Annotated in this window: 23 protein-coding genes; 14 read left to right on the top strand and 9 right to left on the bottom strand. The window is 69.0% G+C overall.

The annotated features are described in order from the left end of the window. Window positions 1-111 precede the first annotated feature (111 nt). Window positions 112-1,326, top strand: coding sequence for an MFS transporter (locus C475_RS02160; protein WP_006882117.1), 1,215 nt, complete (start codon window positions 112-114; stop codon window positions 1,324-1,326). Window positions 1,327-1,361: 35 nt separating this feature from the next. Here C475_RS02160 and C475_RS02155 read toward each other — a convergent pair whose 3' ends face one another. The 5 genes from C475_RS02155 to pyrH form a co-directional block, all read right to left on the bottom strand. Then, entirely contained in the window at window positions 1,362-2,228 is an 867-nt protein-coding gene (locus C475_RS02155; RefSeq protein ID WP_006882116.1) for an SDR family NAD(P)-dependent oxidoreductase, read from the bottom strand. A gap of 68 nt (window positions 2,229-2,296) precedes the next feature. Continuing rightward, window positions 2,297-4,321, bottom strand: a complete 2,025-nt coding sequence (locus C475_RS02150; protein ID WP_006882115.1) for a heme-binding protein — start codon at window positions 4,319-4,321, stop codon at window positions 2,297-2,299. A gap of 77 nt (window positions 4,322-4,398) precedes the next feature. After that, the gene (locus C475_RS02145; RefSeq protein ID WP_006882114.1) at window positions 4,399-6,177 is read right to left on the bottom strand and encodes a site-2 protease family protein; all 1,779 of its coding nucleotides are present in this window, start codon (window positions 6,175-6,177) and stop codon (window positions 4,399-4,401) included. A gap of 768 nt (window positions 6,178-6,945) precedes the next feature. After that, the gene (gene lysS / locus C475_RS02140; RefSeq protein ID WP_006882113.1) at window positions 6,946-8,814 is read right to left on the bottom strand and encodes a lysine--tRNA ligase; all 1,869 of its coding nucleotides are present in this window, start codon (window positions 8,812-8,814) and stop codon (window positions 6,946-6,948) included. Continuing rightward, window positions 8,811-9,530 (bottom strand): UMP kinase, encoded by a 720-nt coding sequence (gene pyrH / locus C475_RS02135; RefSeq protein WP_006882112.1) that lies wholly within the window; start codon window positions 9,528-9,530, stop codon window positions 8,811-8,813. Before pyrH ends, lysS begins: the two co-directional genes overlap by 4 nt. A 387-nt stretch (window positions 9,531-9,917) precedes the next feature. Here pyrH and C475_RS02130 point away from each other — a divergent pair, with 387 nt between their 5' ends. Together C475_RS02130 and C475_RS02125 are read left to right on the top strand one after the other, a co-directional pair. Beyond that, window positions 9,918-10,166: a DUF7123 family protein gene (locus C475_RS02130; protein WP_006882111.1), complete on the top strand. Its 249-nt coding sequence runs from the start codon at window positions 9,918-9,920 to the stop codon at window positions 10,164-10,166. 320 nt (window positions 10,167-10,486) lie between these two features. Next, window positions 10,487-11,662 carry a site-2 protease family protein gene (locus tag C475_RS02125; protein WP_006882110.1) on the top strand — a complete coding sequence of 392 codons (1,176 nt, stop codon included), beginning with the start codon at window positions 10,487-10,489 and terminating at the stop codon, window positions 11,660-11,662. 42 nt (window positions 11,663-11,704) lie between these two features. On the opposite strand, the gene thiL is transcribed toward C475_RS02125, so the two are convergent. After that, window positions 11,705-12,625: a thiamine-phosphate kinase gene (gene thiL, locus C475_RS02120; RefSeq protein WP_006882109.1), complete on the bottom strand. Its 921-nt coding sequence runs from the start codon at window positions 12,623-12,625 to the stop codon at window positions 11,705-11,707. A 157-nt stretch (window positions 12,626-12,782) separates the two neighbouring features. On the opposite strand from thiL, the gene C475_RS02115 reads away from it, so the two are divergent. From C475_RS02115 to C475_RS02100, 4 genes are all read left to right on the top strand, one after another. After that, window positions 12,783-13,799: a lysylphosphatidylglycerol synthase transmembrane domain-containing protein gene (locus tag C475_RS02115; RefSeq protein ID WP_006882107.1), complete on the top strand. Its 1,017-nt coding sequence runs from the start codon at window positions 12,783-12,785 to the stop codon at window positions 13,797-13,799. Between the two features lie 187 nt (window positions 13,800-13,986). Beyond that, a complete protein-coding gene (locus tag C475_RS02110; protein ID WP_006882105.1) occupies window positions 13,987-14,448 on the top strand; it encodes a 30S ribosomal protein S19e in 462 nt (153 codons plus the stop codon). Between the two features lie 102 nt (window positions 14,449-14,550). After that, a complete protein-coding gene (locus C475_RS02105) occupies window positions 14,551-14,913 on the top strand; it encodes a DNA-binding protein (protein ID WP_006882104.1) in 363 nt (120 codons plus the stop codon). Then, window positions 14,914-15,537 carry a DUF7411 family protein gene (locus C475_RS02100; RefSeq protein WP_006882101.1) on the top strand — a complete coding sequence of 208 codons (624 nt, stop codon included), beginning with the start codon at window positions 14,914-14,916 and terminating at the stop codon, window positions 15,535-15,537. Between the two features lie 108 nt (window positions 15,538-15,645). Here the strand turns inward: C475_RS02100 and C475_RS02095 are convergent, their stop codons facing one another. Continuing rightward, on the bottom strand, window positions 15,646-16,266 hold the full coding sequence (locus C475_RS02095) for a DUF7509 family protein (RefSeq protein WP_006882100.1): 621 nt from the start codon (window positions 16,264-16,266) through the stop codon (window positions 15,646-15,648). Window positions 16,267-16,363: 97 nt separating this feature from the next. Between C475_RS02095 and C475_RS02090 the strand changes: the two genes are divergently transcribed. From C475_RS02090 to C475_RS02060, 7 genes are all read left to right on the top strand, one after another. Then, window positions 16,364-16,789: a winged helix-turn-helix domain-containing protein gene (locus tag C475_RS02090; protein ID WP_006882098.1), complete on the top strand. Its 426-nt coding sequence runs from the start codon at window positions 16,364-16,366 to the stop codon at window positions 16,787-16,789. 78 nt (window positions 16,790-16,867) lie between these two features. Further along, window positions 16,868-18,178: a histidine--tRNA ligase gene (gene hisS / locus C475_RS02085; RefSeq protein ID WP_006882097.1), complete on the top strand. Its 1,311-nt coding sequence runs from the start codon at window positions 16,868-16,870 to the stop codon at window positions 18,176-18,178. Between the two features lie 4 nt (window positions 18,179-18,182). Beyond that, a complete protein-coding gene (gene truA, locus C475_RS02080) occupies window positions 18,183-18,995 on the top strand; it encodes a tRNA pseudouridine(38-40) synthase TruA (RefSeq protein WP_006882096.1) in 813 nt (270 codons plus the stop codon). 483 nt (window positions 18,996-19,478) lie between these two features. Further along, window positions 19,479-20,216, top strand: a complete 738-nt coding sequence (locus tag C475_RS02075; protein ID WP_006882095.1) for a class I SAM-dependent methyltransferase — start codon at window positions 19,479-19,481, stop codon at window positions 20,214-20,216. 76 nt (window positions 20,217-20,292) lie between these two features. Then, on the top strand, window positions 20,293-21,195 hold the full coding sequence (locus C475_RS02070) for a hypothetical protein (RefSeq protein ID WP_006882094.1): 903 nt from the start codon (window positions 20,293-20,295) through the stop codon (window positions 21,193-21,195). A 141-nt stretch (window positions 21,196-21,336) separates the two neighbouring features. Continuing rightward, entirely contained in the window at window positions 21,337-23,127 is a 1,791-nt protein-coding gene (pepF, locus tag C475_RS02065) for an oligoendopeptidase F (RefSeq protein ID WP_006882091.1), read from the top strand. 601 nt (window positions 23,128-23,728) lie between these two features. Continuing rightward, on the top strand, window positions 23,729-24,067 hold the full coding sequence (locus C475_RS02060) for a hypothetical protein (RefSeq protein ID WP_049929929.1): 339 nt from the start codon (window positions 23,729-23,731) through the stop codon (window positions 24,065-24,067). 24 nt (window positions 24,068-24,091) lie between these two features. Here the strand turns inward: C475_RS02060 and C475_RS02055 are convergent, their stop codons facing one another. Beyond that, window positions 24,092-24,550 (bottom strand): DUF5812 family protein, encoded by a 459-nt coding sequence (locus tag C475_RS02055; RefSeq protein WP_006882089.1) that lies wholly within the window; start codon window positions 24,548-24,550, stop codon window positions 24,092-24,094. Window positions 24,551-24,645: 95 nt separating this feature from the next. Beyond that, window positions 24,646-25,221: a hypothetical protein gene (locus C475_RS02050; RefSeq protein ID WP_006882084.1), complete on the bottom strand. Its 576-nt coding sequence runs from the start codon at window positions 25,219-25,221 to the stop codon at window positions 24,646-24,648. Between the last annotated feature and the right edge of the window lie 33 nt (window positions 25,222-25,254).

The following is a 25,254-nucleotide window of genomic DNA, read 5'->3' as shown; positions in this document are numbered from 1 at the left end:
CGCCTTCACCGACAACGTGCGTTCCCGTCCACGCTTCCGCGTCCCGCGGTCGCGCCGAGCGCCGCGACCCTCGCGGCTCCGCGACCGCTCCGTTTCGGGGGGGCAGACCCGGTGATCCCCCGCCGGTTCGCCCGGTTCGATGCGCTCGTCGCGACGGCGCTCGTGTGGTTCCTCGGGAAGTTCCTCCGGTACGCGTTCCCGCCGCTGTTCGGGACGATCGGGTCGACCTACGGCGTCTCCCGGACCGTCCTCGGGTCGGCGTTCACGGCGCTGATGCTCGTCTACGCGCTGATGCAGTTCCCCTCGGGGCTGCTCGCCGACCGCATCGGGCCGGTGCGTGTGATCTCCGCCGGGGCGCTCGCCACGGCCGCAGCCGCGTTCGCGCTGGCGGTCGACACCCCGCTGTGGGCCCTCGTCGGGGCGATGGCGCTCGTCGGCGCCGGTACGGGCACCTACAAGACCGTCAGCGTCAGCCTGCTCGCGCGGGCCTACCCCCGCGGGACCGGCCGCGCGCTCGGGATCTACGACACCTTCGGGACCTTCGGCGGCGCCGCCGCGCCGGCGGCCGTCGTCCTCGCATCGGCGACCCCTGCCGTCCTGGGCGCGCCCTGGCGGACGCTCTTCCTGGTCGCCGGGATTGTCGGCGTCGGCCTCGCCGCCGTCTTCGCCTGGCGCGTCCCGCGACGACTGCCCGACGAACCCGCCGCCTCGGCCGCCGACGGCGACGACGGGGACGCCGTACCGCTGCGCGCGTACGTCGCGCTGTTTCGCGACCGTCGCTTCACGCTCTTCGTCGTCGTCACGGTCTGCTTTTCTTTCACCTACAACGGCGCCGTGGCCTTCCTCCCGCTGTACCTCGCCGAGGAGACCGCCGTCTCCGCCGCGACGGCGAACCTGCTGTTCAGCGCGCTCTTCCTCGTCAGCCTCGTCCAGCTGGTCACCGGCGAGGCCAGCGACCGGTTCGGGGCCGGACCGATCCTCGCGCTGACCCTCGCAGTGGCCACTGCCGGAATGGTCGCCGTGCTGGCGTTCTCGGCGACCGGCGGCGCACTGGTCCTCGGCGGTGCGGTCGTCCTGCTGGGGCTCGGCGCCCACGGCTACCGCCCGGTTCGCGGTGCGTACCTGATGGAGGTCACGCCCGAATCGGTCGCCGGCGGGAGCCTCGGCGTCGTCCGGACGCTGCTGATGGTCGCCGGCGCCGCCTCGCCCGCCGTCGTCGGCTTCCTCTCCGAGACCGCCGGCTTCACCCCCGCGTTCCAGCTGCTCGCGGCCGCGCTCGTGGCGGCGACGTCGCTGACACTGTTCCTGTGGGCCACCGATCGGTGAGGACAGTCTATCGCCCGGCGAGGGCGGGGCGCTCCCTACGCGGGATCCCAGTCGAACCCGTTCCCCACGGCCGACACGCCGCCGTCGACCCGCAGGTTCGTCCCGGTGACGAACGACGACTCCTCGGCGGCCAGGAAGAGGACGGCGTCGGCGACCTCCCTCGGGTCGGCCGCGCGCTTGAGGATCCCCGGCCCGTCCGCGCTGGGCGTCGTCTGTTCCTCGCGGTACTCCCGGGCTTCCTCGGGGTCGTCGGGCAGGTGATACTCCGTGACGACGTAGCCCGGTGAGACCGCGTTGACCCGGATCCCGTCCGGCGCATGGTCGCAGGCCATGTCCTTCGTCATCGCGACGATGGCGCCCTTGGTCGAGTCGTACTGCGCCCATGCCGGACGAGCGACCTCGCTCCCCATCGACGCGACGTTGACGACCGAGCCGTTCCCTTCGGGTCCCCTGCCGTCGTCCCCACCACTGCCGTCACTCCTGTCCCCGCTCTCCTCGTCGCCGGTCATCAGCGGGATCAGGTGCTTCGCACAGAAGGCGACGCCTTTCTGGTTGACTGCGAGGATGCGGTCCCAGCTCTCCTCGTCGGCTTCGGTCACCGGCTTCGGGTCGACGCGGATCCCCGCGTTGTTGACGAGGATGTCGACCTCGCCGAACCGATCCGCGACCGTCGCTGCCATCGCTTCGACTGCGCGCTCGCCGCCCACGTCGCACTCGACCGCCAGTGTCTCCCGGCCGGTGTCGTCGGCGATCTCGTCGGAGACTCTTTCGGCCTGCTCGGCCAGCACGTCGACGACGGCCACGTCCGCGCCCTCTTCGGCCAGCCGCCGGGCCGTCGCCGCGCCGATGCCGCGGGCGCCGCCAGTGACGACCGCCACGCTGTCCGCGACTCGTCCGGTCATGGTCGCGGTTCGACCGTCCGGGTGTTGTAACTATCGGCGGTCGAGTAGCTCGAAAACCGCGACCGCGCTCAGGCGAGGAAGACGTGGCGGGGTCGGTCGGCCAGCACTTCACGGCCCCATTGGACCGTCTCGCGGAAGTCCTCTGAGCGGAAGAAGGCCATCGCGTCCTCCTTGGCGTCCCAGCGGCTGGCGATGAACATGTCGGCGTCGTCCTCGCGGTTGGCCAGCAGCGCCGTCTCGCGGTGGCCGTCCATCTCGGCCAGCAGTTCGCCGACGGTCCCGAACGTGTCGACGAACTCCTCGCGGTAGTCGGGCTTGACCGTGTAGAACATCCCCATCGTGCCGAAGCCCTCTCGCTCCTGCGGGCGGCCGACGATCTCCGGGAGGTCCGTGAGGAAATCGGCTGCGGTGTCGGCGGCGCTCTGGGTGTCCCAGAGGCTCACGACGGCGGTCGTGTCCGAGTCGCTGTCGGTGTCGGTGTAGACGGCGGTCTTGACGTGGGTGTCGTAGCGGTCGAAGCCGTCGCGCAGGTCTGATACCTCCGCGTCGAGCGTCTCGGCGTCGGCCTCCGAGTACAGCACCAGCGCGTAGACGTCCTCGCCGTGGGGCTGGCCGGCGTAGACGCCCTCGTCGGCGAGCTCCGCGCGGATGTCGGCCGCGGTGGTGTCGCTCTCGTCGTCGGCAGCCTCGTCGCCGCTCGCTTCCGACTCCTCGGGGCCGGCCTCGCCGGCGTCGCCGAGCGGGCCGCGGGCGCTGTGGGTCACCCCGTCGATGTCGGTCAGGAATCCGAGCGCCGTGTCGGCGGCGCCCTCGTTGTCCCAGACGCTGACGACGGCGGTCTGACCCCCGTTGGCGCGGACGCTCGTCAGGACGTGGGTGTCGTAGTGGTCGAAGTTGCCCCGCAGGCCGTCGACCTCGTCGACGAGTTCCTCGGCGTCGGCGTCGGCGTAACAGACCAGCGCGTAGTCGCCCGCGCCGTAGTCCTCGGGGTAGACGCCGAAGTTCGCGAGCGTCTGTGCGGCCTCGTCGGCGTCGAGTTCCTCGGCGTCCACGTCTTTCTGCGCGGCCGCGGGCCGGCCGCCGCTCGCGCCGCCCTCGCTCGATTCGCTGACCGCCTCCGGCTCGCCGTCGTCGGCGCCCCCGGCGTGGCTCTCGGCCGGCGGGTCGGCCGACTCGCTGTCGCTGCGGGCACCGTGGTCGCCGTTCGCGTGGGTACCGCCCCCGGCGTTGCCGTCGTGGCCGGCGCCCGACGCGCTGGCGTGGGCCGCCCGTTCGCCCGCCGACGATTCGCTCGCCCCGTCCGCCGTCGGTACCGACTCGCCCGCGAGGTAGGCGTCTAGATCCGCCGGCGGGAACTTCCGGCCGACGTAGAAGGGGCCAAAGTCGGCGAACTTCGAGGAGGAGGGGTCGAACCGCATCTCGTAGAGGAGCTCCTTCACGTCGGTCATGTCGTCGGCCCACAGCGTGACGCCCCACTCCCAGTCGTCCATCCCGACCGAGCCGGTGATCATCTGGGAGACCCGGCCGGCGTAGTCGCGGCCGATGTCGCCGTGGCTCTCCATGTGTTCGGCTCGCTCCTCGAAGGGCAGGTCGTACCAGTTCTGGTCGGGCTGGCGGCGTTTCGACATCGGGTAGAACGAGACGTGCTCGCTGTCGGGGATCTCCGGGTGGAGCCGCGACTGGATGTACTGTGCCAGCCCGGAGTCGTCGTCGACCTCGCCGTCGAAGTACTCGCTGGCGCGCTCGGAGTAGCCCGACGCCTCCGTGACGGAGACGTACGACGAGGACTGTTCGGTGAACTGCGCGAACTCGGTGCGCTCGAAGCGCCGTTCGAGGCGTTCGGTGTCCGCCAGGCTCGGCCGGAGGTGGACGACCATGAGATCGGCCTTGTGCCCGACGACGGCGTACAGCGCCGAGTCGCCCGCCTCGGCGTCGTCGACGGCCTCGGCCGACCCGAGGAACTCGACGGCCTCTTCCAAGGCTCGTTCGCGGACGCGCTCGGGCGCGTCGCGCCAGGCCTCCCAGTCGACCGTCCTGAGGTCGTGGAAGGCGTACCAGCCTTCCTCCGTCTGCGGCGGCTCGCGTCTGACCATACCGAAGATAGCCCGTCGCTGCTTAGGAAAGTTGCTGTTCCCGCCCGCGGCCGAGCACTGGGAGAGTCGAACTGCCCTCAGTTGAGCAGTTGCGGCCCGAACAGCATGAGGAACAGGCCGGCGATCATCAGCAGGCTGATCGAGGCGGTGACGGCGGTGGTCGCGCGGCGGCCGTCCTCGACGGGAAGGCGCGCCACCAGCGACTCCGCCGACGCCCGGAGGATGTGCCCCCCGTCGAGCGGGAACGTCGGCACGCAGTTGAACACGCCGAGGTTGAGGTTCACCCAGGCCGTCCAGAAGAGGATGTTCGCGATCATGAACACCCCGCCGCCGAGCGGTTCGAGCGGGCCGGTCACCGTGTAGAAGGTCGTCACGTCGGGGACGAACCCGGCGAAGTTGTAGCCGAAGCCCAGGCCGAGCGTGCTCAGGAACGGCAACAGGAGCACGACGAACATCTGCTGGAGGAACTGCCCGGAGAACAGCCCGCCCCAGTCACCGCTGAACCCACCGAGGTAGGCGAGGAACTGCGCCGCGGGGTAGACGTCGATACCGGCGTCGGTCACCGCGATGCCGCTGAAGCCCTGCTGGGTGCGAAGCCCGAGCGCGTCGCCCGGACCGTCCCAGCCGGCCGTGACGCTGTAGGTGTCGGTCTGGCCGCCGACCGACGCCCGCACGTCGACGGTCTGGCCGGCTTCGAGGCCGCCGACCACGTCACCGTACGCGGAGGCGTTGGGCGTGCGCTCGCCGTCGACCGAGCGGACGATCACGTCCGTCCCGTCGGCCGGGACCGAGGCGTTCGCGAGCGGGCCGTTGTCGACGGCCAGCCCGTAGGCGCCGACGTGGAAGGTGGCCGTCCCGCGATTGGTTTCGATCGTGGCCGTCTCGCGGCCGGCCATCGCCTCGGCGAAGCCGCGTTCGGTGTAGACGGCGGTGCCGTTGACGGCCTCGACGATCGTCGCGTTCTCCTGGTTCGGTCCGATCCCGTCGGTGACCGACGGGACCGACCGGACGAGCGCGAGTTTCCGTTCGAGCGTCGCCGTCTCATTGCCCTTCAACGTGAGTTCGACCGACCGTTCCTCGATCGCGTCGAGGCGCTCCTCGAACTCGGAGACGTTCGCGATCGCCTGGCCCTCGACCTCGGTGACAAGGTCGCCGTACTCCAGACCGGCCTCGTCGGCGGCCGACCCGGCGGCGGCGTTGCCCACGGGGACGCCAGCCGCCACCGATATCGCGCCCGAAATCGGGCCGAACAGGAGCAGGAAGCCGACGAAGGCGACGAGGAAGTTGTTGGTCACGCCGGCGGCGAACATCCGGGTCTGGCTCCCTCGGTTCGCCCGGAGGCGGCTCTCCTCGTCGGGTTCGACGAACGCGCCGACCGGGAGGAACGAGAAGAAGGCCAGCCCCATCGAGTCGATGTCGATGTCCTCGACGCGACAGAGCAGGCCGTGGCCGCCCTCGTGGACGACGAGGCCGATGAGCAGGCCGAGGACGATTTCGGGGGCGGCCGCCAGCGGGAGGAAGTCGTTGACGCCGGGGATGACCAGCACGTTCTGGGGGTTCTGGACGGGCTGGGCGTCGGGCTGTTGCATCGCCTGCCAGCCGGCGTTGAACACGGCGGCGAACATGCCGACCATCGTCACCAGCGCCATCCCGACGCCGAAGTTGCCCCAGGCGCGCCAGATCCGTTTGGGCTTGGCCAGCCACGTGAGGAACTGCCGACCCCGGAGCGTGTGCAGCGTCAGGATCGGGCCGGAGACGCGGACCGAGTCGGGGAGCTTGCCCCTCGCCTGCAGCGCCATCGTCCCCGCGGTGAAGACGACGATCGCAGCGAGCACCCAGTACAGCGGGCTTACCATTACCCGATTGCAGGGGCCTCCCCGTCAAGAGGGTTTGGTTACCATCTTTTTCCCGGAGGGGTGTCCTCGCTCACTGCGTTCGCTTCGGGCACCCCTCCGGCAAAAACATGGGTGAAAAAGGCGCGGCTCGTTCGCTTCGCTCACTCGCCGCGTGGAACCGCGCTCGCTTCGCTCGCGCGGATGCTCAGTACAGAGTGTGTCCCTCGCAAAGGCTCGTTCGAAATGTACATGTTGTGACGGTCAATTCGTCCATCTATGAAGCGTCGCTCGGTCCTCGCTGCCTCCGCTTGCGCCCTCCTGTCCGTTTCTGGTTGCGTCGCTGAACCCGGTACAAACGGTGGACTATTAGAAGTACTTGAAACACAGAAGCCTGCGGGTGCAACGGTTACGCCAGCGAACGACGAGCGGATTCGTTCTGTGGAACCGATCCAAACTGCACTCGATCGGGCAAGTACAGATGGAACTGGAACTACCGACCTACGATTAAACCAGTCTGAGTTCGACGCCACCGCAGATGCACTTACCCCGTTGCCGTGGTACGAGCGAGAAAGCGACTCTCCCTCAGGTATCTATCTCCGTTACGAAGGTGAAACGTTCGTCGCGTCACTTTGGCCCTATTGTAGCGATTCACTCGTCGGAAGTGCAGAAAGCGAGCGCGGCGTCTACGGACGTGGTGGTTGTCTGGACCCAGAAGAGCGCCCAGGAAACCCTTGATCGATACGCAATACGAACCAAACACCGCCGGGCCTCGGAAAACTGACGGCCCGTCTACCGCTGGCGGCGCAGCCGCTCGACGACGAACGCCCGGTCCAGATCGCCGAGGAAGTAGCCCAGCTGGGGCCCCTCCTCCTCGCCGAAGAACAGCCGGTAACCGATGCCGAAGAATTCGCCGATCTCGACGTCGTGGCGCTTCGCGCTCTCGTAGATCTCGCCCTGGATCGCCTCGCCGTCGGCCCCGTCGGCGACGAAGTCCGCCAGGTCGTCCAGCGCCGCCGCGGTCGCCTCGTCGACATCGACTTCGGGCAGCGTCGCTCGGGAGACCGTGTAGTTGTACTCGTTGTCGGTGCGGTCGGCCCACTCGCTGGCGAGCGCGACGCGGCCGAACGCGTCCTCGACGGCCCACTCGGGGTCGTCGTCGGCGACGTGGCCCTCCTTGCGCGCGGTCGCCGCGCGGGCGCCCTCGTCGTCGAACATCCCCAGCACCGCGGCGAAGGTGTAGGGCAGGCGCACCCGGCTTTCGAACTCGCCGTCGACGAACTCGCGTCGCCGACGGCGGTCCTCGGGGTCGTTGTGGTCGAAGTCGGCGGCCAGCGTCGCCGCCTCGTCGGTGTCTCCCACGTCGAACACGCCGCTCGCAGCCAGCGCCGCGGACGGCACGTCCGCCAGCGAACTCAGGAACGGATAGACGCGCTCGGCGCGCCGTTCCTCCCGCTCGGTGCCCGACTCTTCGCCGTAGTAGAGCCGCTCGACGCGGTCGAACTCGTCGACGAGCTGGTCGAGCCGCTCGACGCTGAAGTCGCGGGCCTTGTTCGGGTCTTTGGCGAAGAAGAACCGCAGCACCTCCGGTTCGAGGGTCTCCAGCACGTCGTGGACGAGGACGATGTTGCCCTCCGAGGACGAAAAGGGTTCGCCGTCGAGGGTGAACCACTCGTAGACCATCGGCTCGGGCGGTTCGATGTCGAGGACGTTCTCGGCGATGTCGACGCCGGACGGCCACGAGCCCTCGGCGTGGTCCTTGCCGAACGGCTCGAAGTCCACCCCGAGGACCTGCCACTGGGCGGGCCACTCGAAGCGCCAGGGGAGTTTCCCCTCGCGGAAGGTCGCCGTCCCCTCGTGGTCGCAGCCCTCGATGGTGCGGTTGCCCGCTTCGATGTCGGTACAGCGGTAGTCGACTTCCCTGTCCTCGACGCGGACCGCGGTGACCGTCTCGGTGACCTTCCCGCACTCCGAACAGAAGGGGTTGAACGGGACGTAGTCCTCGTCGACCTTGTCCTGGTACTCCGAGAGTACCTCCCGGGCCCGGTCGCGGTTTTCGAGGACGTGCTCGACCACGTCGTCCATGCGGCCGGACTCGTAGAGGTCGGTCGTCGAGACCACGTCGATGGGGGCGTCGAGCAGCTCCGCGGACTCGGCGATCAGCGTCGAGAAGTGCTCGCCGTAGGAGTCACAGCAGCCGAAGGGGTCGGGGATCTCCGTGTACGCGTGTCCGAGGTTCTTGCCGAGCGCACCGGCGTTCACGTCGCCCAAGTCGACGATCTTCCCGTCGAGGTCGGCGAGCTTGCGGGGGAGCTTGCGCAGGGGGTCGCGGTCGTCGGTGGTGAACACCTGCCGGACCTCCCAGCCGCGCTCGCGGAGGACCTCGGCGACGAAGTAGCCGCGCATGATCTCGTTGACGTTGCCGAGGTGCGGGACGCCCGAGGGGGAGATGCCGCCCTTGATCACGACCGGTTCCTCGGGGTCGCGAGCCTCGACGGCGTCGGCCACCTCGTCGGCCCAGAAGGCGTAGTGGTCCTCGCCCGCGGTCTCGTCGGATCGGGTGTCGTCGGCCGTTTCCGTCCCGCCGGGGGAGTCGGTCTCGTCGGATCCGGTGGTGGCGCTCGGTCCGTCCGTTCCGGTGTCGTCGCCGGTCTCGCTCATCGGTCGCTCCACTCGGGGGGCGCCGCGCCGACGCCCTCGGGGACCACGTTGGTCCCGTCGTGGTCGCCGGTGCGGATCGCCCGCTCGACGGCGGCGGGGTCGCTCCCGTCGAGGACGACGGTCCTGATTCCCGACCGCTGGACGATCTTCGCGGCCAGCAGGTCGACGGGCGCGTTGCTCCCGGCGTCCATCTCCAGGTCGGCGATCAGCCCGACGAGTTCGTCGGCGGTGATCTCCGAGAACTTCGCGGCGTCGGGGTCGTCGTCCGGGTCGGCGTCGTAGACGCCGTCGACGCTCGTGGCGTAGACCAGTAAGTCGGCGTTGACGTACTCGGCGAAGGCGGCGCTGACGGCGTCGGTGGTCTGGCCGGCGACGGTCCCGCCCATCACCGGGATGTCACCGCGACGGATGGCCTCGCGCCCGGTCTCGTAGCTCTCGGGCGGCGTCGGGGCGGCCCGCTCGTCGAGCGCGGCGATGAGTAAGCGACCGTTCAGGCGCGTCACCTCGATACCGAGCTGGTCGAGTTCGATCTCGTTGGCACCCAGCTCCCGCGCGGCGCCGATGTACTCGCGGGCGGTCGGCCCGCCGCCGACGACGGTCCCGAGCGTGTATCCGTCGGCGTCGAGCGATTCGACCGCGTCGGCGTAGGCCCGCACCCGCCTCGGACCCACCGACGGGACGAGCACGCTCCCGCCGATAGAGACGACTGTTTTCATTGGGACGGCGTAACCGCGATGCCGTCTTAAGGGTTGTCAAGCCGCGACGCCCGCCGGGCGGCGCTGGCCGCCCCCCGAGACCGGGACCGCCCTGGCCGCCCCCGAGACCGCTCCTCGCTCGGCCGGCCACAACCGCGGCAATACTCCCCTCAAGATCGGGCTAAATCCCCCTTTCACGCCCGTTCACCGGGCGGCCGTGTGGCCCGAGCGCAAAAACGTCTCGCCGACGCAGAACAGCGTATAAAATGTCTGCGCCGTCGAGAAAACGTTATAAAATCTTGCGAACGGCCCGTTTTACCTCGCTCGTCTGTGAAACGACACGAAGCCACCCGAAGCTTCCTCCGTTTATATGGGATTACCGGCCACAGAGAGAAACGAGGTGTCAACATGAGCTCGATACTCCAGCCCTCCAACGACGACGCGCCGTCGAAAGAACAGCGACTCAAGGCGTACCTGTGCCAGAAGGCCGAGGACGGCGAGATGTACTTCAAGAGCAAGTTCATCGCCGACGAGGTCGGCCTGTCGCCCAAAGAGATCGGCGCGCTCATGGTGAAGATCCGCGATTCCGCGACCGAACTCGAGGTCGAGAAGTGGTCTTACACGAGCGCGACCACGTGGCGCGTCGAAGTCGCCTGACGACGACCGAGCTTCACCGCACACCCACGTTCCGACCCCGCGGAGACCCCATCCACACCCTGGACGGCGACCCCGTCCGACCCCACCACACGCACCGGCTTCCGAACACCATCCGTTCACCACACCCCTGTCCCTGACGGGGCGCCCGAGCGTGGGCGTCCCGACCCGCTACCTCTCGCGTTCGTCCGACCCAGCGGCGCGTCCGGCGTCGCCGCCGGGTCAATGGCGAGGCCGTTCGTTCCGTAGCCCGTTCGCCCCTGCAGTCCGTTCGGCCGCCGGTGTCCCGGGATTTATACTCGGGAGGATCCAACCGACGGTCGATGGACGAGCGTCGCACGCCGGCGGAGGGGCCGCCGGTCGAGGACGTCGAGTCGGTATTTCAGGTGGCCGACGTGCGCGTCGACGACGGAACGGTCTACTATCTCGGCACGCCGCTGGCGTCCGCCGAGGTCCTGGAGCGCGAGCTGTGGGGCCTGTTCCGCGAGGCGGGCTACGACGTGTCGCTGACGACCCGCGCCCAGTCCTCGGGCCCGTTCGACGAGCGGACGGCCGTCGAGGGCCGTTTCGGGCCGACCCGTCCGCAGTACGTCCTCGTCGCCGAGCCCCGCTCGCCCCACATCGACGGGGTCCCGTGGACGAACCTCGTCTTCTTCGTCCTGACGGTGCTGTCGACGCTGTACGTCGGGTCGATCTGGTACTACGTCGAGCTCGACAGCCCGCTGGCCCTGCTGGAAGCGTGGCCGTTCACCGCCGCCATCCTCGGCGTGCTGGCGGTCCACGAGTTCGGCCACTACGTCATGATCCGCTATCACGACGTGGACGCGAGCCTCCCGTACTTCATCCCGTTCCCCTCGCTCATCGGGACGATGGGCGCCGTCATCCGCATGCGCGGGCGCATTCCCGACCGGAAGGCGCTGTTCGACATCGGCGTCTCCGGCCCGCTCGCGGGCCTGATCGCGACGGTCGTCGTGACCGTCATCGGGCTGTTCCTGGACCCGATCACCGTCCCCGAGCGCGTCGCCAGCGGCGGCGGTAGCGCGATCCGGTTCAACGACCCGCTCCTGCTGGTGATCCTCGCCGAGCTGACCGGCCAGCCCCTCTCGTATCCGGACCCGGGGCTGGCGGCCAACCCCGTCATCTTCGGCGGCTGGGTCGGCATGTTCGTCACGTTCCTGAACCTCCTGCCGGTCGGCCAGTTCGACGGCGGCCACATCGTCCGCGCGATCCTCGGCCCCCGTCAGGAGACCGTCGCCGCGGCCGTCCCCGCGGCGCTGTTCGGCCTCGCGGGCTACCTCTATCTCGCTCAGGAGGCGACGAACGCGGTCGTCCTCTGGGTCGTCTGGGGCGTTATCGCCGCCGGCCTGGCCTACGCCGGCCCCGCGACGCCGATCCGCGACGACCCGATCGACTCCCGTCGGCGAGCGTTGGGGGTCCTGACGCTCGTACTCGGTCTGCTCTGTTTCACGCCCGTCCCCTTCGAGATCCTGGCGGGGTAAGCGTCGCTCACGCGTGAGGGCGCGACGACCGCAGAATGGGTTTCAGTGCGTGTATCCCCTGTCGGCCAGGGGCTCGCCGTCCAGCGTGACGCGAGTCTCCGCGGCTTCGCCGCGTCGGCCCGAGGCGCTTCCCGCCTCGCGCTCGACGACCGTTCCGACCCTGGTCAGCTCGACCGACAGGTCCGCGCGGACGGCCGCGAGCGCCTCCTCGGGGACGGTACAGACGAGTTCGAAGTCCTCGCCGAAGTGGGCGCCCAGCTCCAGCCGGTCGTCGGCGTCGGCGGCCACCTCGTCGACGACCGGATCGACCGGCAGGGGCGACTCGACGGCGAACCCGCAGTCGCTGGCCTCGGCGAGCTGGTGGAGCGAGCGCGCCAGCCCGTCGCTGGAGTCCATCATCGCGGTCGCCCGGCCGGCCAGCGCGCGCCCGGCGGCCACGCGAGGCTCGAACCGGAACAGGTCGTTGGCGCGCTCGATGTCGGCGGGGTCGCCCCGTTCGAACAGCCGGAGCGCGGCCCCGCTTCGTCCGAGCGTCCCGGTGACGCAGACCGCGTCGCCGGGCCGGGCGCCCGAGCGCCGGACCGGGTCGTCGGCGTCGCCGAGCGCGGTCGTGGCGACGGTGAACTCGTCGTGGTGGTCGAGGTCGCCGCCGACGTACTCGGCGTCGACCGCCTCGCAGACCTCGCTCGCGCCGTCGACGAAGTCGGCGAGTTCGCTCTCGTCGAAGGCGGGGGCGGCGTAGACGGCGACGGCGGCGGTGGCGTCGGCGCCCATCGCGGCCACGTCCGACAGCGAGGCCCCGACAGCGCGCCAGCCGGCGGTGTAGCGGGTCGTCCCGTCGGGGAAGTCCGTCCGGTCGTGGAGCATGTCGGTGGTGACGACCTGGCCGTCGACGACGGCGGCGTCGTCGCCCGCCGCCGACAGACGGTCGCCGAGCAGCCCCAGCGCGGTCCGTTCGTCCATACCCCGCGTTCGCCTCCTCCGGGGAAACCCCCTGCGGTTCGGTCGGCTCCGTCCGAGCGGGTCGTCCCGGTCGGCTCACGGACGGCGGCCAGCGGCTCCGTCCCGGCTTCGCGGCCACTCCGGAGGGTTCAAGCCGCGGACGCCCTTCGGCCCCGACATGAACGGGGACAGGTGGGCCACGGTCGTCGGCTTCGTCGGCGCTGGGCTGGTCCTCGCGGCGCTCGTGTGGGTCGTCGGCATCGGCGACATCCTCTCTGAACTCCGTGAGATCGAGGTGCAGTACCTGCTCGTGATCCTCGGCGTCGCGGTCGTGTGGCTGTTCCTCTGGGGGATGGCGCTGCGGACGGTGCTGGGCGCGCTCGACGCCCCGCTGTCGATCGGGATGAGCGGGTTCGTCTTTGCCGGCGCGGTCTTCTCGAACAACGTCACCCCCTTCGGTCAGGCGGGCGGCGAACCGGTCAGCGGCTACCTCATCTCCCGGGCGACCGACCGCGAGTACGAGACCGGGCTGGCCGCCATCGCCTCCGTCGACGCGCTCCACTTCGTCCCCTCTATCGGCTACGCCGTGGTGGGGCTCACGTTCGTCCTCGCCGGCGCCGCGCAGTTCGGCCGCAACCTCATCTTCGCGACGACCGCGCTGGTCACACTCGCGGTCGGCATCCCCGCCGCCGCGTACTTCGGCTGGCAGTACCGCTACGAACTCGAAGCGACCGTCGTCCGCGCAGTGACGCCGATAATCCGCACGCTCGGCCGGGTCGTCCCGCGCAAGTCGCCGCCGACGGCCGAGGCGATCGAGCGCCGCATCGAGGGCTTTTTCGCCGCCATCGAGCGCGTCGCCACGAGCCGTACGACGATGCTGGAGGCCGTCGGCTTCTCGGCGCTCGGCTGGCTGGCGATGTGTACCTCGCTGTGGCTGTCGGTGTACGCGCTGGGCTACACGGTCCCGTTCTCGGCGGTTCTGCTCGTCGTACCGATGGGCGCGGTCGCCGGGATGACGCCGCTGCCCGGCGGACTGGGCGGGGTCGACGCCGTGCTGATCGCCCTGCTCGTCTCGACGACCGGGATCTCTGGCGGCGTCGCCGGCGCGGCCGTCCTCGTCCACCGCGGCGCCACCTACGTCTTCCCGACCGTCGTCGGCGGCGGCGTCGCGTTCGCCCTCGGCGTCGGCGACTGAACGGTCCCGTGGTCCACTGCGTTCGGGCTTTCTTTCCGGTCGGCCCCGCTACCCGCGGGTCATTGCCGTTCCCCGCTCGCTGTACCGTGGTCCTCGCTCCGCCCGGACCACGCTCTCCCTGTGTCGTTCTCCCGTACCCGTCCGGCGAACGATGCCCTTAAATGAGCCGCTCCGGAAGACATCTGCAATGACGACACTCTACGACGTGCCCGCGGAAGACCTCAACGAGGCGGTCGCCGAGCGCCTCGACGAGGAAGCAGACGTGCAGGAACCCGACTGGCTCAAGTTCGCGAAGACCGGCGTCGGTCGCGAGCTCCCGCCCGAGCAGGAGGACTTCTGGCAGCTCCGCGCCGCCAGCCTCCTCCGGAAAGTCGCCGTCGACGGCCCCACGGGCGTCGGCGCGCTCCGGACGGCCTACGGCGGCACCAAGCAGGGTTCCAATCGCTACGTGGTCCGCCCGAACCAGACCACCGACGGCAGCGGCAAGATCGTCCGTCGGGCGCTCCAGCAGCTCGAAGAGGCCGGCTACGTCCAGACCGCCGAGGGCGAGGGCCGCCGCATCACCGCCGAGGGTCAGAGCCTCCTCGACGACGTCGCCGGCGAGGTCCTCGAAGACCTGGACCGTCCGGAACTCGAACGCTACGCCTAACGGTCCTGCGGGCTGTTCTCTCTCGTTCGCCGCTTCGGGGAGCCCGGCTGGCGCGCCGATAGCTCCGAAATCGTTTTCCCCGCGACTCGACAAGGGACGCCCATGAGCGGCGAACCGAACGACGAGGAGCTCGAAAAGCTCCGCCAAGAGAAGATGGAGCAGCTGCAGGAACAGGGCGGTCAGGGCCAGGGCCAGGGCGTCGACGAGGAGGCCATGGAGGCCCAGCGCGAGCAGCGCGAGGCCCAGAAGAAGGCCATGCTGCGCAAGCACCTCACCGACGAGGCGCGAAAGCGACTCAACACGGTCAAGATGTCCAAACAGGAGTTCGGCGAGCAGGTCGAACAGCAGGTGCTCGCGCTGGCCCAGAGCGGTCGTATCCAGGGGAAGATCGACGACGAGAAGATGAAGCAACTGCTCAAGGAGCTCCAGCCCGACAAGAAGAGCTTCGACATCCAGCGCCGGTAGATGCCGACGGTCGCCGCGCTGTTCTCCGCCGGCAAGGACTCGGCGCTCGCCGCGGTGTTGCTCGACCCGTTCTACGACGTGGCCCTGTGTAGCTGCACGTTCGACCTCGACGGAGTCCCGTCGGTCGTCGAGACCGCCCGCGAAGCCGGCGACCGGGTGGGGTTTCCCGTCGAACGGGTCGAACTCGACGGATCGGTGGCCCGCGAGGCGGTCGACCGGATGGTCGCCGACGGCTACCCGCGCGAGGGGATCCAGCTCGTCCACGAGCACGCGCTGGAGACGGTGGCGGGTCGCGAGGCGATCGGCGGAGGGTCGTTTTCGGCTGTCGCGGACGGCACCCGCCGCGACGACCGCGCGCCCGCCGTCGAGCGGCCGTTCGCCCAGAGCCTGGAAGACAGGAACGGGATCGACTACCTGCGCCCGCTCGCGGGCTACGGTCGCGGCGCCATCGACGAACTCGCCGAGCGGTTGCTGGACGTGGAGACCGGTCCGAGCGAAGCGATCCCGACCGGCGACTACGAGACGGAGCTACGGGCGCTGATGATTTCGGAGTACGGCGAGGGGTCCGTCTCCGAGGTGTTCCCCGAGCACGTGCAGTCGCGGGTTCGCGGGCGAGGCCGGTGATCCGATACTCGTCTCCGAGCGCCTCTCATACGGTTTATCGTAGCTTATTTTCGGATAGCGCCGACACTGGGGTCGGCCCGTACCGGTAAATCGTTACAATAACCCGTATCAGTCGAGACGAGCGAGGTCACCGCGGCGTTCGCGCTGCATGATCCTCCCGGCGAAGCGGCGTAGTTTCGTGACGAGTTCCGCCTCGGTTTCGTAAGTCTCGACTCGCAGGTCCCACCGCACCGCAGCCGACCGGATCATGGCGCTCGTCACGTCTTCCTCTCGGACGAACACCAGTCGGTCCCCGTGTGTCTCCGAGAGCGCTTCCAGTACGCTTCCAGCCTCCTCGCCGACGCCGAAGTTGTGTCCGAGAAACGGAAGGACGAACGCCGTCGCGTTGCTACATCGCGTGAACTCGATGCTCTGGGTCGCCGCATCTACATCGTCGGTATCGACCCCGGCGTCGAGTGCTAGAAACGCGTTCACCCCGGGATCCGTCCGAAGATCCCCCTGCACCCGCCGCAAGAGGGCCTGTGCTGCATCGATGTCGTCCCTGTTTCGGAACAGTCGCCGTAACGGTCCGGGGAGGTCTTCGACATCGATCCCGTCTCGCTCCTCTTCGCTCAGTACGTAGCTGAGGTCGAACGACTTGTACGGCCCCATCAGGTAGAACAGGAATCGGTCGTATGTCACGTCCCCCAGTCGCTCGACGATCGATTCGCGGGTTATCTCCGCGGCCATACCCGACTGTCCTCCGCCTCACTTATAAAAAACGGTGTTTTCAGCAACAGCTGGCTTGAGAACAGCTAAGTTTGTTCGCCCGGTACGGACTCACGAGATGTCGATAGACCGCACGTCGGGAGCGGAAAACGACTTCCCGGAAGACCCGGAGGAGATGTTGCCTGCGGATAGCGTTCTCTCGCTCGACGAGTACCTCGCCATGCACGCCGCCGTCGGGCACAGAACGCGGTACGAGGTCCTCTATCGGTTGGTTCACGGAGGTGATATGAGTCCGACCGAACTCGAAGCGGCGATGGAGATCGACGACAGCACACTCCATTACCACCTCAACGAGCTCGTCGACGTGGGGCTCGTCGAGAAACGACAGCGGACGGAGCGGGGCCAGAACGGGCTGTACACGTATTATCGCGCGACTGTCTTCGGCGACGTCATACTCTCGGATGGCGTCGACGAACTGATCCGCGGCGAACGGGAGTTCGAAGCCATGTACGACAGCACCGCCGACCTCGACGTTGACGACTGACTGTCCGGGGACTTCGACGAGACTGGACGGGCGCCCCACACGGACAGGTTGAAGCGACCCCTCGCCGAACCACGGGGTATGTACGAGGGACTCAAGGGGTTCACCGACTTCTACCCCGACGCGATGGCCCCGCGCCGGCAGGTCATCGATACGATCGAGGAGACAGCGCGGGCCTACGGCTTCCGGGAGACGTCGACGCCGGCGCTCGAACCGGCGGAGATGTGGACCGACAAGAGCGGCGAGGATATCGTCGACGAACTGTACGACTTCGAGGACAAGGGCGGCCGCCACGTCACGCTCACGCCCGAGCTGACGCCGACGGTCGCGCGGATGGTCGTCGCCAAGCAGCAGGCGCTGTCGAAGCCGATCAAGTGGGTCTCGACGCGGCCGTTCTGGCGCTACGAGCAGGTCCAGCAGGGCCGCTTCCGCGAGCTCTACCAGACCAACGCCGACATCTTCGGCTCTTCGGAACCGGAGGCCGACGCCGAGGTGCTGGCCTTTGCCGCCGACTCGCTGACGAACCTGGGGCTCGACGGCTCGGAGTTCGAGTTCCGCGTCTCCCACCGGGACATCCTCGGGGAACTCCTGCGGTCGTTCGACGCCGACGTCGACACCACCGAAGCCATCCGGGCGGTCGACAAGCGCGCGAAGGTCGACGAGGGCGAGTATCTGGGTCTCCTGTCGGACGCCGGTCTCTCCTACGACCAGGCGCGGGAGTTCGATGACCTGCTCGTCGCCGGCGACGAGGACCTCTCCGCGCTCACCGACTTCTCCGACAGCGACGACCTGGCCGAGGCGGTCGAGAATCTGGAGACCGTCCTCGCCGCCGCCGAGGACTTCGGCGTCCGGGAGTACTGCGACGTGAGCCTGACGACCGCGCGGGGGCTGGACTACTACACCGGCGTCGTCTTCGAGTGTTTCGACGCCTCGGGCGAGGTCTCCCGGTCGATCTTCGGCGGCGGCCGCTACGACCACCTCATCGAGGAGTTCGGTGGCCAGCCCACACCCGCCGTCGGCGTCGGTATCGGCGTCATGAACTCGACGCTCCCCCTGCTCCTCCAGACTCACGACGCCTGGCCGGGCGAGGGCATCTCGACGGACTACTACGTCCTGCAGGTCGGCGACGTGCGCTCGGTGGCCTCCCGGATCGCTCGGGACCTGCGCGAGCGCGGTCACGTCGTCGAGACGGACGTGAGCGACCGGTCGTTCGGCGCGCAGATGAACTACGCCGACTCCATCGACGCCGAAACCGTGGTCATCGTCGGCGAGCGCGACCTGGAGAACGACGAGGTGACGATCAAGGACATGGAATCGGGCGACCAGACGAACGTCCCGGTCGAGGAGTTCCCCGGCGACAGCGAGCGGCCGACCTACGACGAGTTCGCCTGAGCGGATGCGCGCCTATCGGCTCGCCTACGACGGCCGCCCGTTCCACGGTTTCCAGCGCCAGCCCGACGTGCCCACCGTCGAGGACGCGGTCTTCGACGCCCTCCGGGACCTGGGTGTGCTGGCCGACGATGCGGACAAGCCCGACGGCTACGCCGCCGCCGGGCGAACGGACGCCGGCGTCTCGGCGCGAGCCCAGACTATCGCCTTCGCGGCGCCCGCGTGGCTCACGCCGCGGGCGTTCAACAGCGAGCTGCCCGCGTCGGTCCGGGCGTGGGCCAGCGCGGACGTGGAATCGGAGTTCCACGCGACCCACGACGCCGAGTCTCGGACGTATCGCTATCAGCTGTCTGCGCCTCGCGACGGCGCTATCGATCCGGATCTGGTTCGCGACGCGCTCGACCGACTCTCGGGCGAACACGACTTCCACAACCTGACGCCCGACGAGGAAGGGACGGTTCGGGACCTCTCCACGGCGGTTGAGCGCGACGGCGACTTTCTCGTCGTCGAACTCTCGGCGGGCGGGTTCGTGCGGCAACTGGTTCGGCGCGTCGTCGGGTTGGCCGTCGAAGTCGGGCGCGGCGAGTCGGAGCTATCGAAAGTCGACCGGGTGTTCGGTGACGCCGTCGTGGAGGGCCCCGAGGGCGTCGCGCCAGCGCCACCGTACCCGCTGGTCCTCTGGGATGTGGCCTATCCCGGCGTGTCAGTCTCTGTGGACGACGATGCAGCCGAGAGTGCCCGCGAGGTGTTCGGCGAGCGCTCCGTGGCGTTATCGACGCGGGGACGCGTTGCCGGTGCGATCCGCGACTCGCTGGAGTGAGTTGTCGTCGGCGTCGTTGCAACCGTACTCGATGGCAAGCGATGAAAGCCCTCAGCGCGCTCGCTCACGGGTCGTTGCACTCCCCGTTCGCATGTCGAGGCGCTCGCTTCGCTCGCGCCTCGCACTCGCGGTCGCTGACCGGGATATCCTCGCGGCCTGCGGCCGCTTCGGATAGTAGCCCGCTCAGGCGACAATCGGCGCGAGCGCACCTCGCCCTTTCAGTCCGCCAGGGGCGGCATCGAAACCGCCCCGCCCCGCCCCGCACAGCACCGCAGACGGCCTCGAACCTCCCCAACCTCTTGCGCTTCTCGGCCTGCGGCCTGCGATGACTCATCCCTCGCACGGTGTCGTCGGGCGGCTCTCACGAGGTTCGAGCACGCCCGACAGCGCGCGCCAGATGTCAGATTTCCAGAGCCGAAACGCCACGCGGACGCCTCACAGGCCGACACAAGACCTATCGGGGCCGGCCGAAACTGGAGGGGTATGACCGAGGAAGTCAAAGCGTGGTGGGAGCTGACCGCCCGCTGGTTCCAGGACGACATCGACCTCGACGTGGGCGTCAACTGGACCGGGATGGGCGTCGACGACGACCTGCGGCTGTTGCTCGACGTTGCCGGCGAGGACGTGCTGGAACTGGGCTGTGGCGGCGGGCAGTGCTCGGTGGCGCTGGCCGAGCGCGGCGCGACCGTGACGGGACTGGACCTCTCGGAGGAACAGCTGTCGTTCGCCCGTGAGTTGGCCGACGAGCACGACGCGGACGCGGACTTCGTGCAGGGCGACGTGACCGACCTGGGGATGTTCCCAGACTCGACTTTCGACGTGGCGTTCAACGCCTACGTCTTCCAGTGGGTCGACGACCTGGCGGCCTGCTTCCGGGAGACCCATCGGGTCCTCCGGGAGGGCGGTCGGTTCGTCTTCTCGATGCCTCACCCGGTCTACGGCCTGGCCGACCCCGAGAGCCACGAGGTCGCGGAGAGCTACTTCGACACCGGCCGGCAGGTCACCCCGCAGGAAGACACCGAACTCGACATGGTGACCTATCGCCACTCGGTCGCCGACGTGCACAACGCGCTGGTTGGGGCGGGGTTTCGGGTCGAACGGATGCTGGAACCGGGCTCCGACGACCCCGACGACTACGAGGAGGGGCCGTGGGGCGAACACAGGCCCGAGTTACTGGCGAAGTTGCCGTCGACGCTGATATTCGAGGCCCGGGCGGCGTGAGCCGACGGAGTGGGCGGGGCCTCGGGGCGACCCGACGAACAAAGCATTTGCCGCTGGGGGGCGCCATCCGCCGACGATGCCCTCCAGATTCGACCGCGCGGTCGCGGTCACCGAGGAGTCGCTGTCGCTGGCCTGGATTCCGGCCGCGGCGACGCTGCTGTCGGGATCGCAGGTCGCTCGCGCGCTCGCCGCCGAAGGTGGCGGCGGTGTCACGTTCCCCTTTCCCGCCGGCCTGCCGACGCTGTGGACGTACGTCTCGCTGCCCAGCGGCCCGGCCGGCGTCGGGACCGGCGGCCCGCTCTCGGCCGCGCTCGTCGTCCCGCTGTTTCTCGTCGGTCTGCTCGTCACGTCGGCGCTAGAGGCGGGCTTCCTCGGCGCGCTGAACGCTCGTATCGACGGCGAACCGGGCGCGTTCGCCGACGCCGTCCGGCGGTACACCCTCCGGATCGTCGGCGTGAACGTGATCCGGTTCGGGGTCGTGCTCGTCGCGATCCCCTTCCTGATCCTCCCGCCGGTCGGCCTGCTGGTCGTGCTGGCGCTGTCGTATCTCGTCTACGGGCTGCCGTTCGCGGTCGTGGTCGCCGACGCCGACCTCGGGACGGCGCTCGACGAGACGGTCGAGCGCGCGAAGGCGGGCGGGGAGTACGCCGAATTCGGCGTCGCCCACCTCGTCGCCGGCGCGGCGGGGTCGTTCGTCCTCTCGGGCGCGGTGCGGACCCTCGGCCCCGTGGGCGTCGTCTTCGGCACGGCCGTCGTCGCCGTTCCCGCGGTGATCGTGGCCGCCTACGGGCTGTTGCTCTTTCGCGACTTCAGGCCGTCGCCGCGCGGCCGCTCGCACGGGGGAGACTTCGGGAGCGGGTCGACCGGCGACGCCCCGTCGGGACGCGAGCGGACCGAACGAGCGGCGGTCGACGAGTTCGTCCGTGACACCCCGGCCGAAGTCGACGGCTCCGACGACGAACGCGGAACCGACCAGTAGGACCGCTCTCCGGGCCGGGACGACGACGGGCCGACCGATAGCGATCGAACCGCGAGCGCTGCCGGCGAGGGCCCGTTCGCTCGGCCGCTCGTCCCTTCCGGCATCGAACGGCTTACGGCGCGACGGCGCCAACTCCGGGCTATGAGTTCCGTGTCCGAGCGCGGCGACATCGACGAGGAGTACAAGTGGGAACTCGAGTCCCTCTACGCCGACGACGACGAGTGGGAGGCGGCCTTCGAGTCGGTTCAGGATCGCCTCGACGACCTCCGGGCCTTCGAGGGGCGAGCCACCGAGGACCCCGAGACCTTGCAGGACTGCCTGGAGACCTACGAGTCGATCATGCGCGAGGTGGCGAACGTCTCCGCCTACGCCCGGATGCGCAGCGACGAGGACACCGCCGACAGCCACTACCAGGCGCTGTCCTCGCGCGGCCAGTCGCTCGCTTCCGAGGCCTCCTCGGCCGCGAGCTTCCTCGAACCCGAGATCCAGGGCCTCGACCGGGAGACGGTCGACGAGTACATCGACGAGAACCCCGATCTCGAGGTGTACGGCCACTACTTCGACGACGTGTTGCGGATGAAACCCCACACCCGCTCGGCCGAGATCGAGAACCTGCTGGCCGACCTCGGCGAGGTGCTCGGCTCGACCGGCGAGGTGTACAACATGCTCGCCAACGCCGACGTGGAGTTCCCCAGCGTCGAGGACCCCGACGGTGAACCCCAGCGGATCACCCTCAACAACTTCACGACGCTGCAGGAGAACCCCGACCGACAGTTCCGCCGGGACGTGTACGAGACCTTCTACGACGAGTGGGAGACGTACCGAAACTCGATCGCCGCCGCCTACAAGAACAGCGTCAAGACCGACGTGAAACTGGCCCGCGCCCGCAACTACGACACCGCCCGCGAGGCCGCCCTGGACGGCCCGAACGTGCCAATCGAGGTGTACGACACGCTCGTCGACACCGTCGACGACAACCTCGACGTACTCCAGCGACACGCCGACCTCAAGCGGCAGTCCATCGGCGCCGAGGACCTGCAGATGTGGGACCTGTACGTCCCGATGGTCGAGGGCGAGAGCCCCGACGTCGAGTACGACCAGGCCCGCGAGTGGGTCACCGGCGCCGTCGAACCGCTGGGTGAGGAGTACCAGGAGTGGCTCGCGGAGGGGCTGGACTCGCGGTGGGTCGACGTCTACGAGACCGACAACAAGCAGTCCGGGGCCTACTCGGGCGGCACCTACGACTCCCAGCCGTTCATCCTGATGAACTACCAGGACGACGTGGCCTCGATGTACACGCTCGCCCACGAGCTGGGCCACTCGCTGCACTCGGAGTACACCAGCGAACACCAGCCCTACGTCTACAGCGGCTACGAGATCTTCGTCGCCGAGGTGGCCAGTACCGTCAACGAGACGCTGCTCACGCATCACCTGCTCGACGTGGTCGACGACGAGACCCTGCGCCGGCACGTCCTCAACCAGTACCTCGAACGCTTCCGCTCGACGCTGTTCCGCCAGACGATGTTCGCGGAGTTCGAACACGAGACCCACCGCCTAGAGGAACAGGGCGAGGCGCTCACCGCCGACCGGCTGGACGACGTGTACGGCGGGCTCAAGGAGGACTACTACGCCAACGCCGCCGTCGACGACCGTATCGCCCGCGAGTGGATGCGCATCCCGCACTTCTACCGCGCCTTCTACGTCTACCAGTACGCGACCGGAATCTCGGCCGCCGTCGCGCTCGCCCAGGGCATCCTGGAGGAAGGCGAACCGGCCGCCGAGCGCTACCGGGAGTTCCTCGCCAGCGGCTCGCGTGAGTACCCGCTCGAACTGCTGGAGTCGGCCGGCGTCGATATGACCAGCTCCGACCCGATCCAGTCGGCCATCGACACCTACGACGAGTTCCTCGACGAGTTCGAGGACCTGATCTGAGTTCGGAGCGGATCGGACGGAGTGTCGCTACCCCCTTTTTCACCGTGGCGCACGCTGTCGTGACCCCTGTCTGAGCGACCGCAGGGAGCGAAGATATGTCGCACAGACCGCGCGAGCGTACCGAGGGCTTCGGCTCTCAGACTTCCGTCCCCTCTCGCAGCGAGAACCGGGATGAAAGCCCCGAGCCGTTCGAGTCGGGCGCACCGATAGACTCGCTTCGCTCACGGCTTCGCCGTTCGCATCGAGGCCTCCCGCTGGTCGGCCTCGCACCGCTCGTCTATCGAGGTCACGCTCGGCTACACCTCGCGTGACTCTCGGTGCGGTCCTCGGTCGCTCCGCTCCCTGCGGTCCTTCCGTCGTCGGCCGTCCCCGAACGGCTCGCTCCTTTCAGTCCACCCGAACCGCACAGCACCGCACCACGTCCCTCCCCAGCCGATTCGCTCACTCCGTTCGCTCATCCCTCGCACGGTGTTGTCGCGCGCACGAGAGCGCGCTCCAGCGCGCGCCGTCCGCCAAGTCGACTCCCGCTCGACACCCCCGTTGCCACTCAAACCGTCTTACCGACAGAACACACTTCTCCGTGACGCTCGAACGCGCACGCGTGAGTCACGCGAAGGAGAACCCGAACACGGATACGGCGACCAGAATCGTCCTCTCCTATCCCTCGGACCTCAGCACGTGGGGGCGGGACAAGCTCGACGGGTCGCCCTTTCGCGCCTACCTGCGGAAGACGCTCGGGCGCGTCGAGGCGGGAGACGTCACCGAGCAGTTCACCGGTGTCGGCTGTTGCGGCGACACGCTGGACGTGCCGCTACGGGTCGAATCGGTCGAGGGCGGGCCGCTCGTCGACGAGTCGACGACCGTCGAGTACGAAGTCCGCGACGCCTGTGCGGTCGAGGGCGGCTGGCGCGTCCAGAGCGCGGGCGGGCCGACGGAGTGAACACCGTCCGGTTCGGTCGGCCGCTCAGGGCAGGTAGCGGACGCTCACGACGCCGGGTTCCGAGCGGATCTCGACGCGTTCGACGCCGAGGCGGGCGGCCCGCTCGACGGTGGCCTCGTCGTCGCGCACGTCGGCGACGGCCTCGTCTGTCCGCTCTTCGGGCACGGTCAGCACGTGGACTTCTCCCGTCCCCGCGCGCTCGCGGGTGGTCACCTCGCCGACGGGCTGGTCGGCGGCGGTCTCGCGGGCCTGCTGGGTCGGTGGCTCGTCGTGTTCCTCGACGGCGACGGTGAACTGCCGGTCGATCGATTCGACGGTCCAGACCACGTCCATCGGCGGTTCGGGCGCCAGCGTTCCCTCGACGGCGACGCCGACCTCCAGGTCGGGATTGGACCCGAGCGTGTGGATCTGGCCGTCGCTCACGTCGCGCAACACCGCCGACTCCGCGTCGGCCTCCGTGACGACGAACGTCCCGGTCTTCATGGGCGTCCGTAGTCGGTCGGGGGTTTTCCCCGTTTCGACGGCGACTCGTCACGTCGCCGCTGGCTCCGGCGCGCCCCACGAGCGGTCCCCGCCGCTCAGCGCAGCCGTCGGTGGGTGAGGTAGATCAGGAGCGCCGCGCCGACCGGCGGGACGATCGCCGCCTCGTTCGGCAGCCCGTAGAGGAACTCGGCGACCGCGCCGAAGGCGCCGTCGGGGTTGTCCCGCAGGTCCGCGGGCGTCGTGATCACCAGGGCGACGTACATCGCCAGGAGGAAGCCGTAGCCCGTGGCCGCTAGCTGGCGGTCGTAGCGCGTGTCCGACCCCACTCGTCGGTGGCGGCGGGCGACGAACAGCACCGGCGCCACCAGCGGCGCGAGCACCAGGAACATCAGGAACAGGAAGAAGGCTCTGGAGAAGGTGAACGACCCGCCGGACGCGTCGGCGGTACTCCCCAGCAGCGTCACGACCGCGAAGGTGAACAGCAGGACGACGCCGATACCGAACAGGGCGCTGACGCCGGTGTAGATCCGGAACGCCATCGAGTCGCTCGCTCTGAACGCGTAGGGGTAGGCGGTGAGGAGACCCTTGTACGTCTCGGCGGCGTCCGAGCCGTCGCCCGACGACCGGGCGACTTCCCCGTCCGCACTCACCTCGTCCGTGGCGTCGCTCATCTACGGGACGTTCGGTTCGGTCGGGAATAAACC

The sequence above is a fragment of the Halosimplex carlsbadense 2-9-1 genome (assembly GCF_000337455.1).
Classification (GTDB): Archaea; Halobacteriota; Halobacteria; order Halobacteriales; family Haloarculaceae; genus Halosimplex; species Halosimplex carlsbadense.
The sequence above is the reverse complement of the archived record's forward strand: the minus strand, read 5'-3'. Positions and strand labels throughout refer to the sequence as shown.

Excerpts from the sequence above, each read along its gene's own strand:
- C475_RS02145 (WP_006882114.1), bottom strand. The coding sequence starts at position 6,177 with ATGGTAAGCCCGCTGTACTGGGTGCTCGCTGCGATCGTCGTCTTCACC.
- C475_RS02055 (WP_006882089.1), bottom strand. The coding sequence starts at position 24,550 with ATGAAGACCGGGACGTTCGTCGTCACGGAGGCCGACGCGGAGTCGGCG.
- pepF (WP_006882091.1), top strand. The coding sequence starts at position 21,337 with ATGAGTTCCGTGTCCGAGCGCGGCGACATCGACGAGGAGTACAAGTGG.
- C475_RS02095 (WP_006882100.1), bottom strand. The coding sequence starts at position 16,266 with ATGGCCGCGGAGATAACCCGCGAATCGATCGTCGAGCGACTGGGGGAC.
- C475_RS02100 (WP_006882101.1), top strand. The coding sequence starts at position 14,914 with ATGCCGACGGTCGCCGCGCTGTTCTCCGCCGGCAAGGACTCGGCGCTC.
- lysS (WP_006882113.1), bottom strand. The coding sequence starts at position 8,814 with ATGAGCGAGACCGGCGACGACACCGGAACGGACGGACCGAGCGCCACC.
- C475_RS02070 (WP_006882094.1), top strand. The coding sequence starts at position 20,293 with ATGCCCTCCAGATTCGACCGCGCGGTCGCGGTCACCGAGGAGTCGCTG.
- C475_RS02115 (WP_006882107.1), top strand. The coding sequence starts at position 12,783 with ATGAACGGGGACAGGTGGGCCACGGTCGTCGGCTTCGTCGGCGCTGGG.
- truA (WP_006882096.1), top strand. The coding sequence starts at position 18,183 with ATGCGCGCCTATCGGCTCGCCTACGACGGCCGCCCGTTCCACGGTTTC.
- C475_RS02150 (WP_006882115.1), bottom strand. The coding sequence starts at position 4,321 with ATGGTCAGACGCGAGCCGCCGCAGACGGAGGAAGGCTGGTACGCCTTC.
- C475_RS02155 (WP_006882116.1), bottom strand. The coding sequence starts at position 2,228 with ATGACCGGACGAGTCGCGGACAGCGTGGCGGTCGTCACTGGCGGCGCC.
- C475_RS02075 (WP_006882095.1), top strand. The coding sequence starts at position 19,479 with ATGACCGAGGAAGTCAAAGCGTGGTGGGAGCTGACCGCCCGCTGGTTC.
- C475_RS02125 (WP_006882110.1), top strand. The coding sequence starts at position 10,487 with ATGGACGAGCGTCGCACGCCGGCGGAGGGGCCGCCGGTCGAGGACGTC.
- C475_RS02105 (WP_006882104.1), top strand. The coding sequence starts at position 14,551 with ATGAGCGGCGAACCGAACGACGAGGAGCTCGAAAAGCTCCGCCAAGAG.
- C475_RS02050 (WP_006882084.1), bottom strand. The coding sequence starts at position 25,221 with ATGAGCGACGCCACGGACGAGGTGAGTGCGGACGGGGAAGTCGCCCGG.
- pyrH (WP_006882112.1), bottom strand. The coding sequence starts at position 9,530 with ATGAAAACAGTCGTCTCTATCGGCGGGAGCGTGCTCGTCCCGTCGGTG.
- C475_RS02110 (WP_006882105.1), top strand. The coding sequence starts at position 13,987 with ATGACGACACTCTACGACGTGCCCGCGGAAGACCTCAACGAGGCGGTC.
- hisS (WP_006882097.1), top strand. The coding sequence starts at position 16,868 with ATGTACGAGGGACTCAAGGGGTTCACCGACTTCTACCCCGACGCGATG.
- thiL (WP_006882109.1), bottom strand. The coding sequence starts at position 12,625 with ATGGACGAACGGACCGCGCTGGGGCTGCTCGGCGACCGTCTGTCGGCG.
- C475_RS02130 (WP_006882111.1), top strand. The coding sequence starts at position 9,918 with ATGAGCTCGATACTCCAGCCCTCCAACGACGACGCGCCGTCGAAAGAA.
- C475_RS02090 (WP_006882098.1), top strand. The coding sequence starts at position 16,364 with ATGTCGATAGACCGCACGTCGGGAGCGGAAAACGACTTCCCGGAAGAC.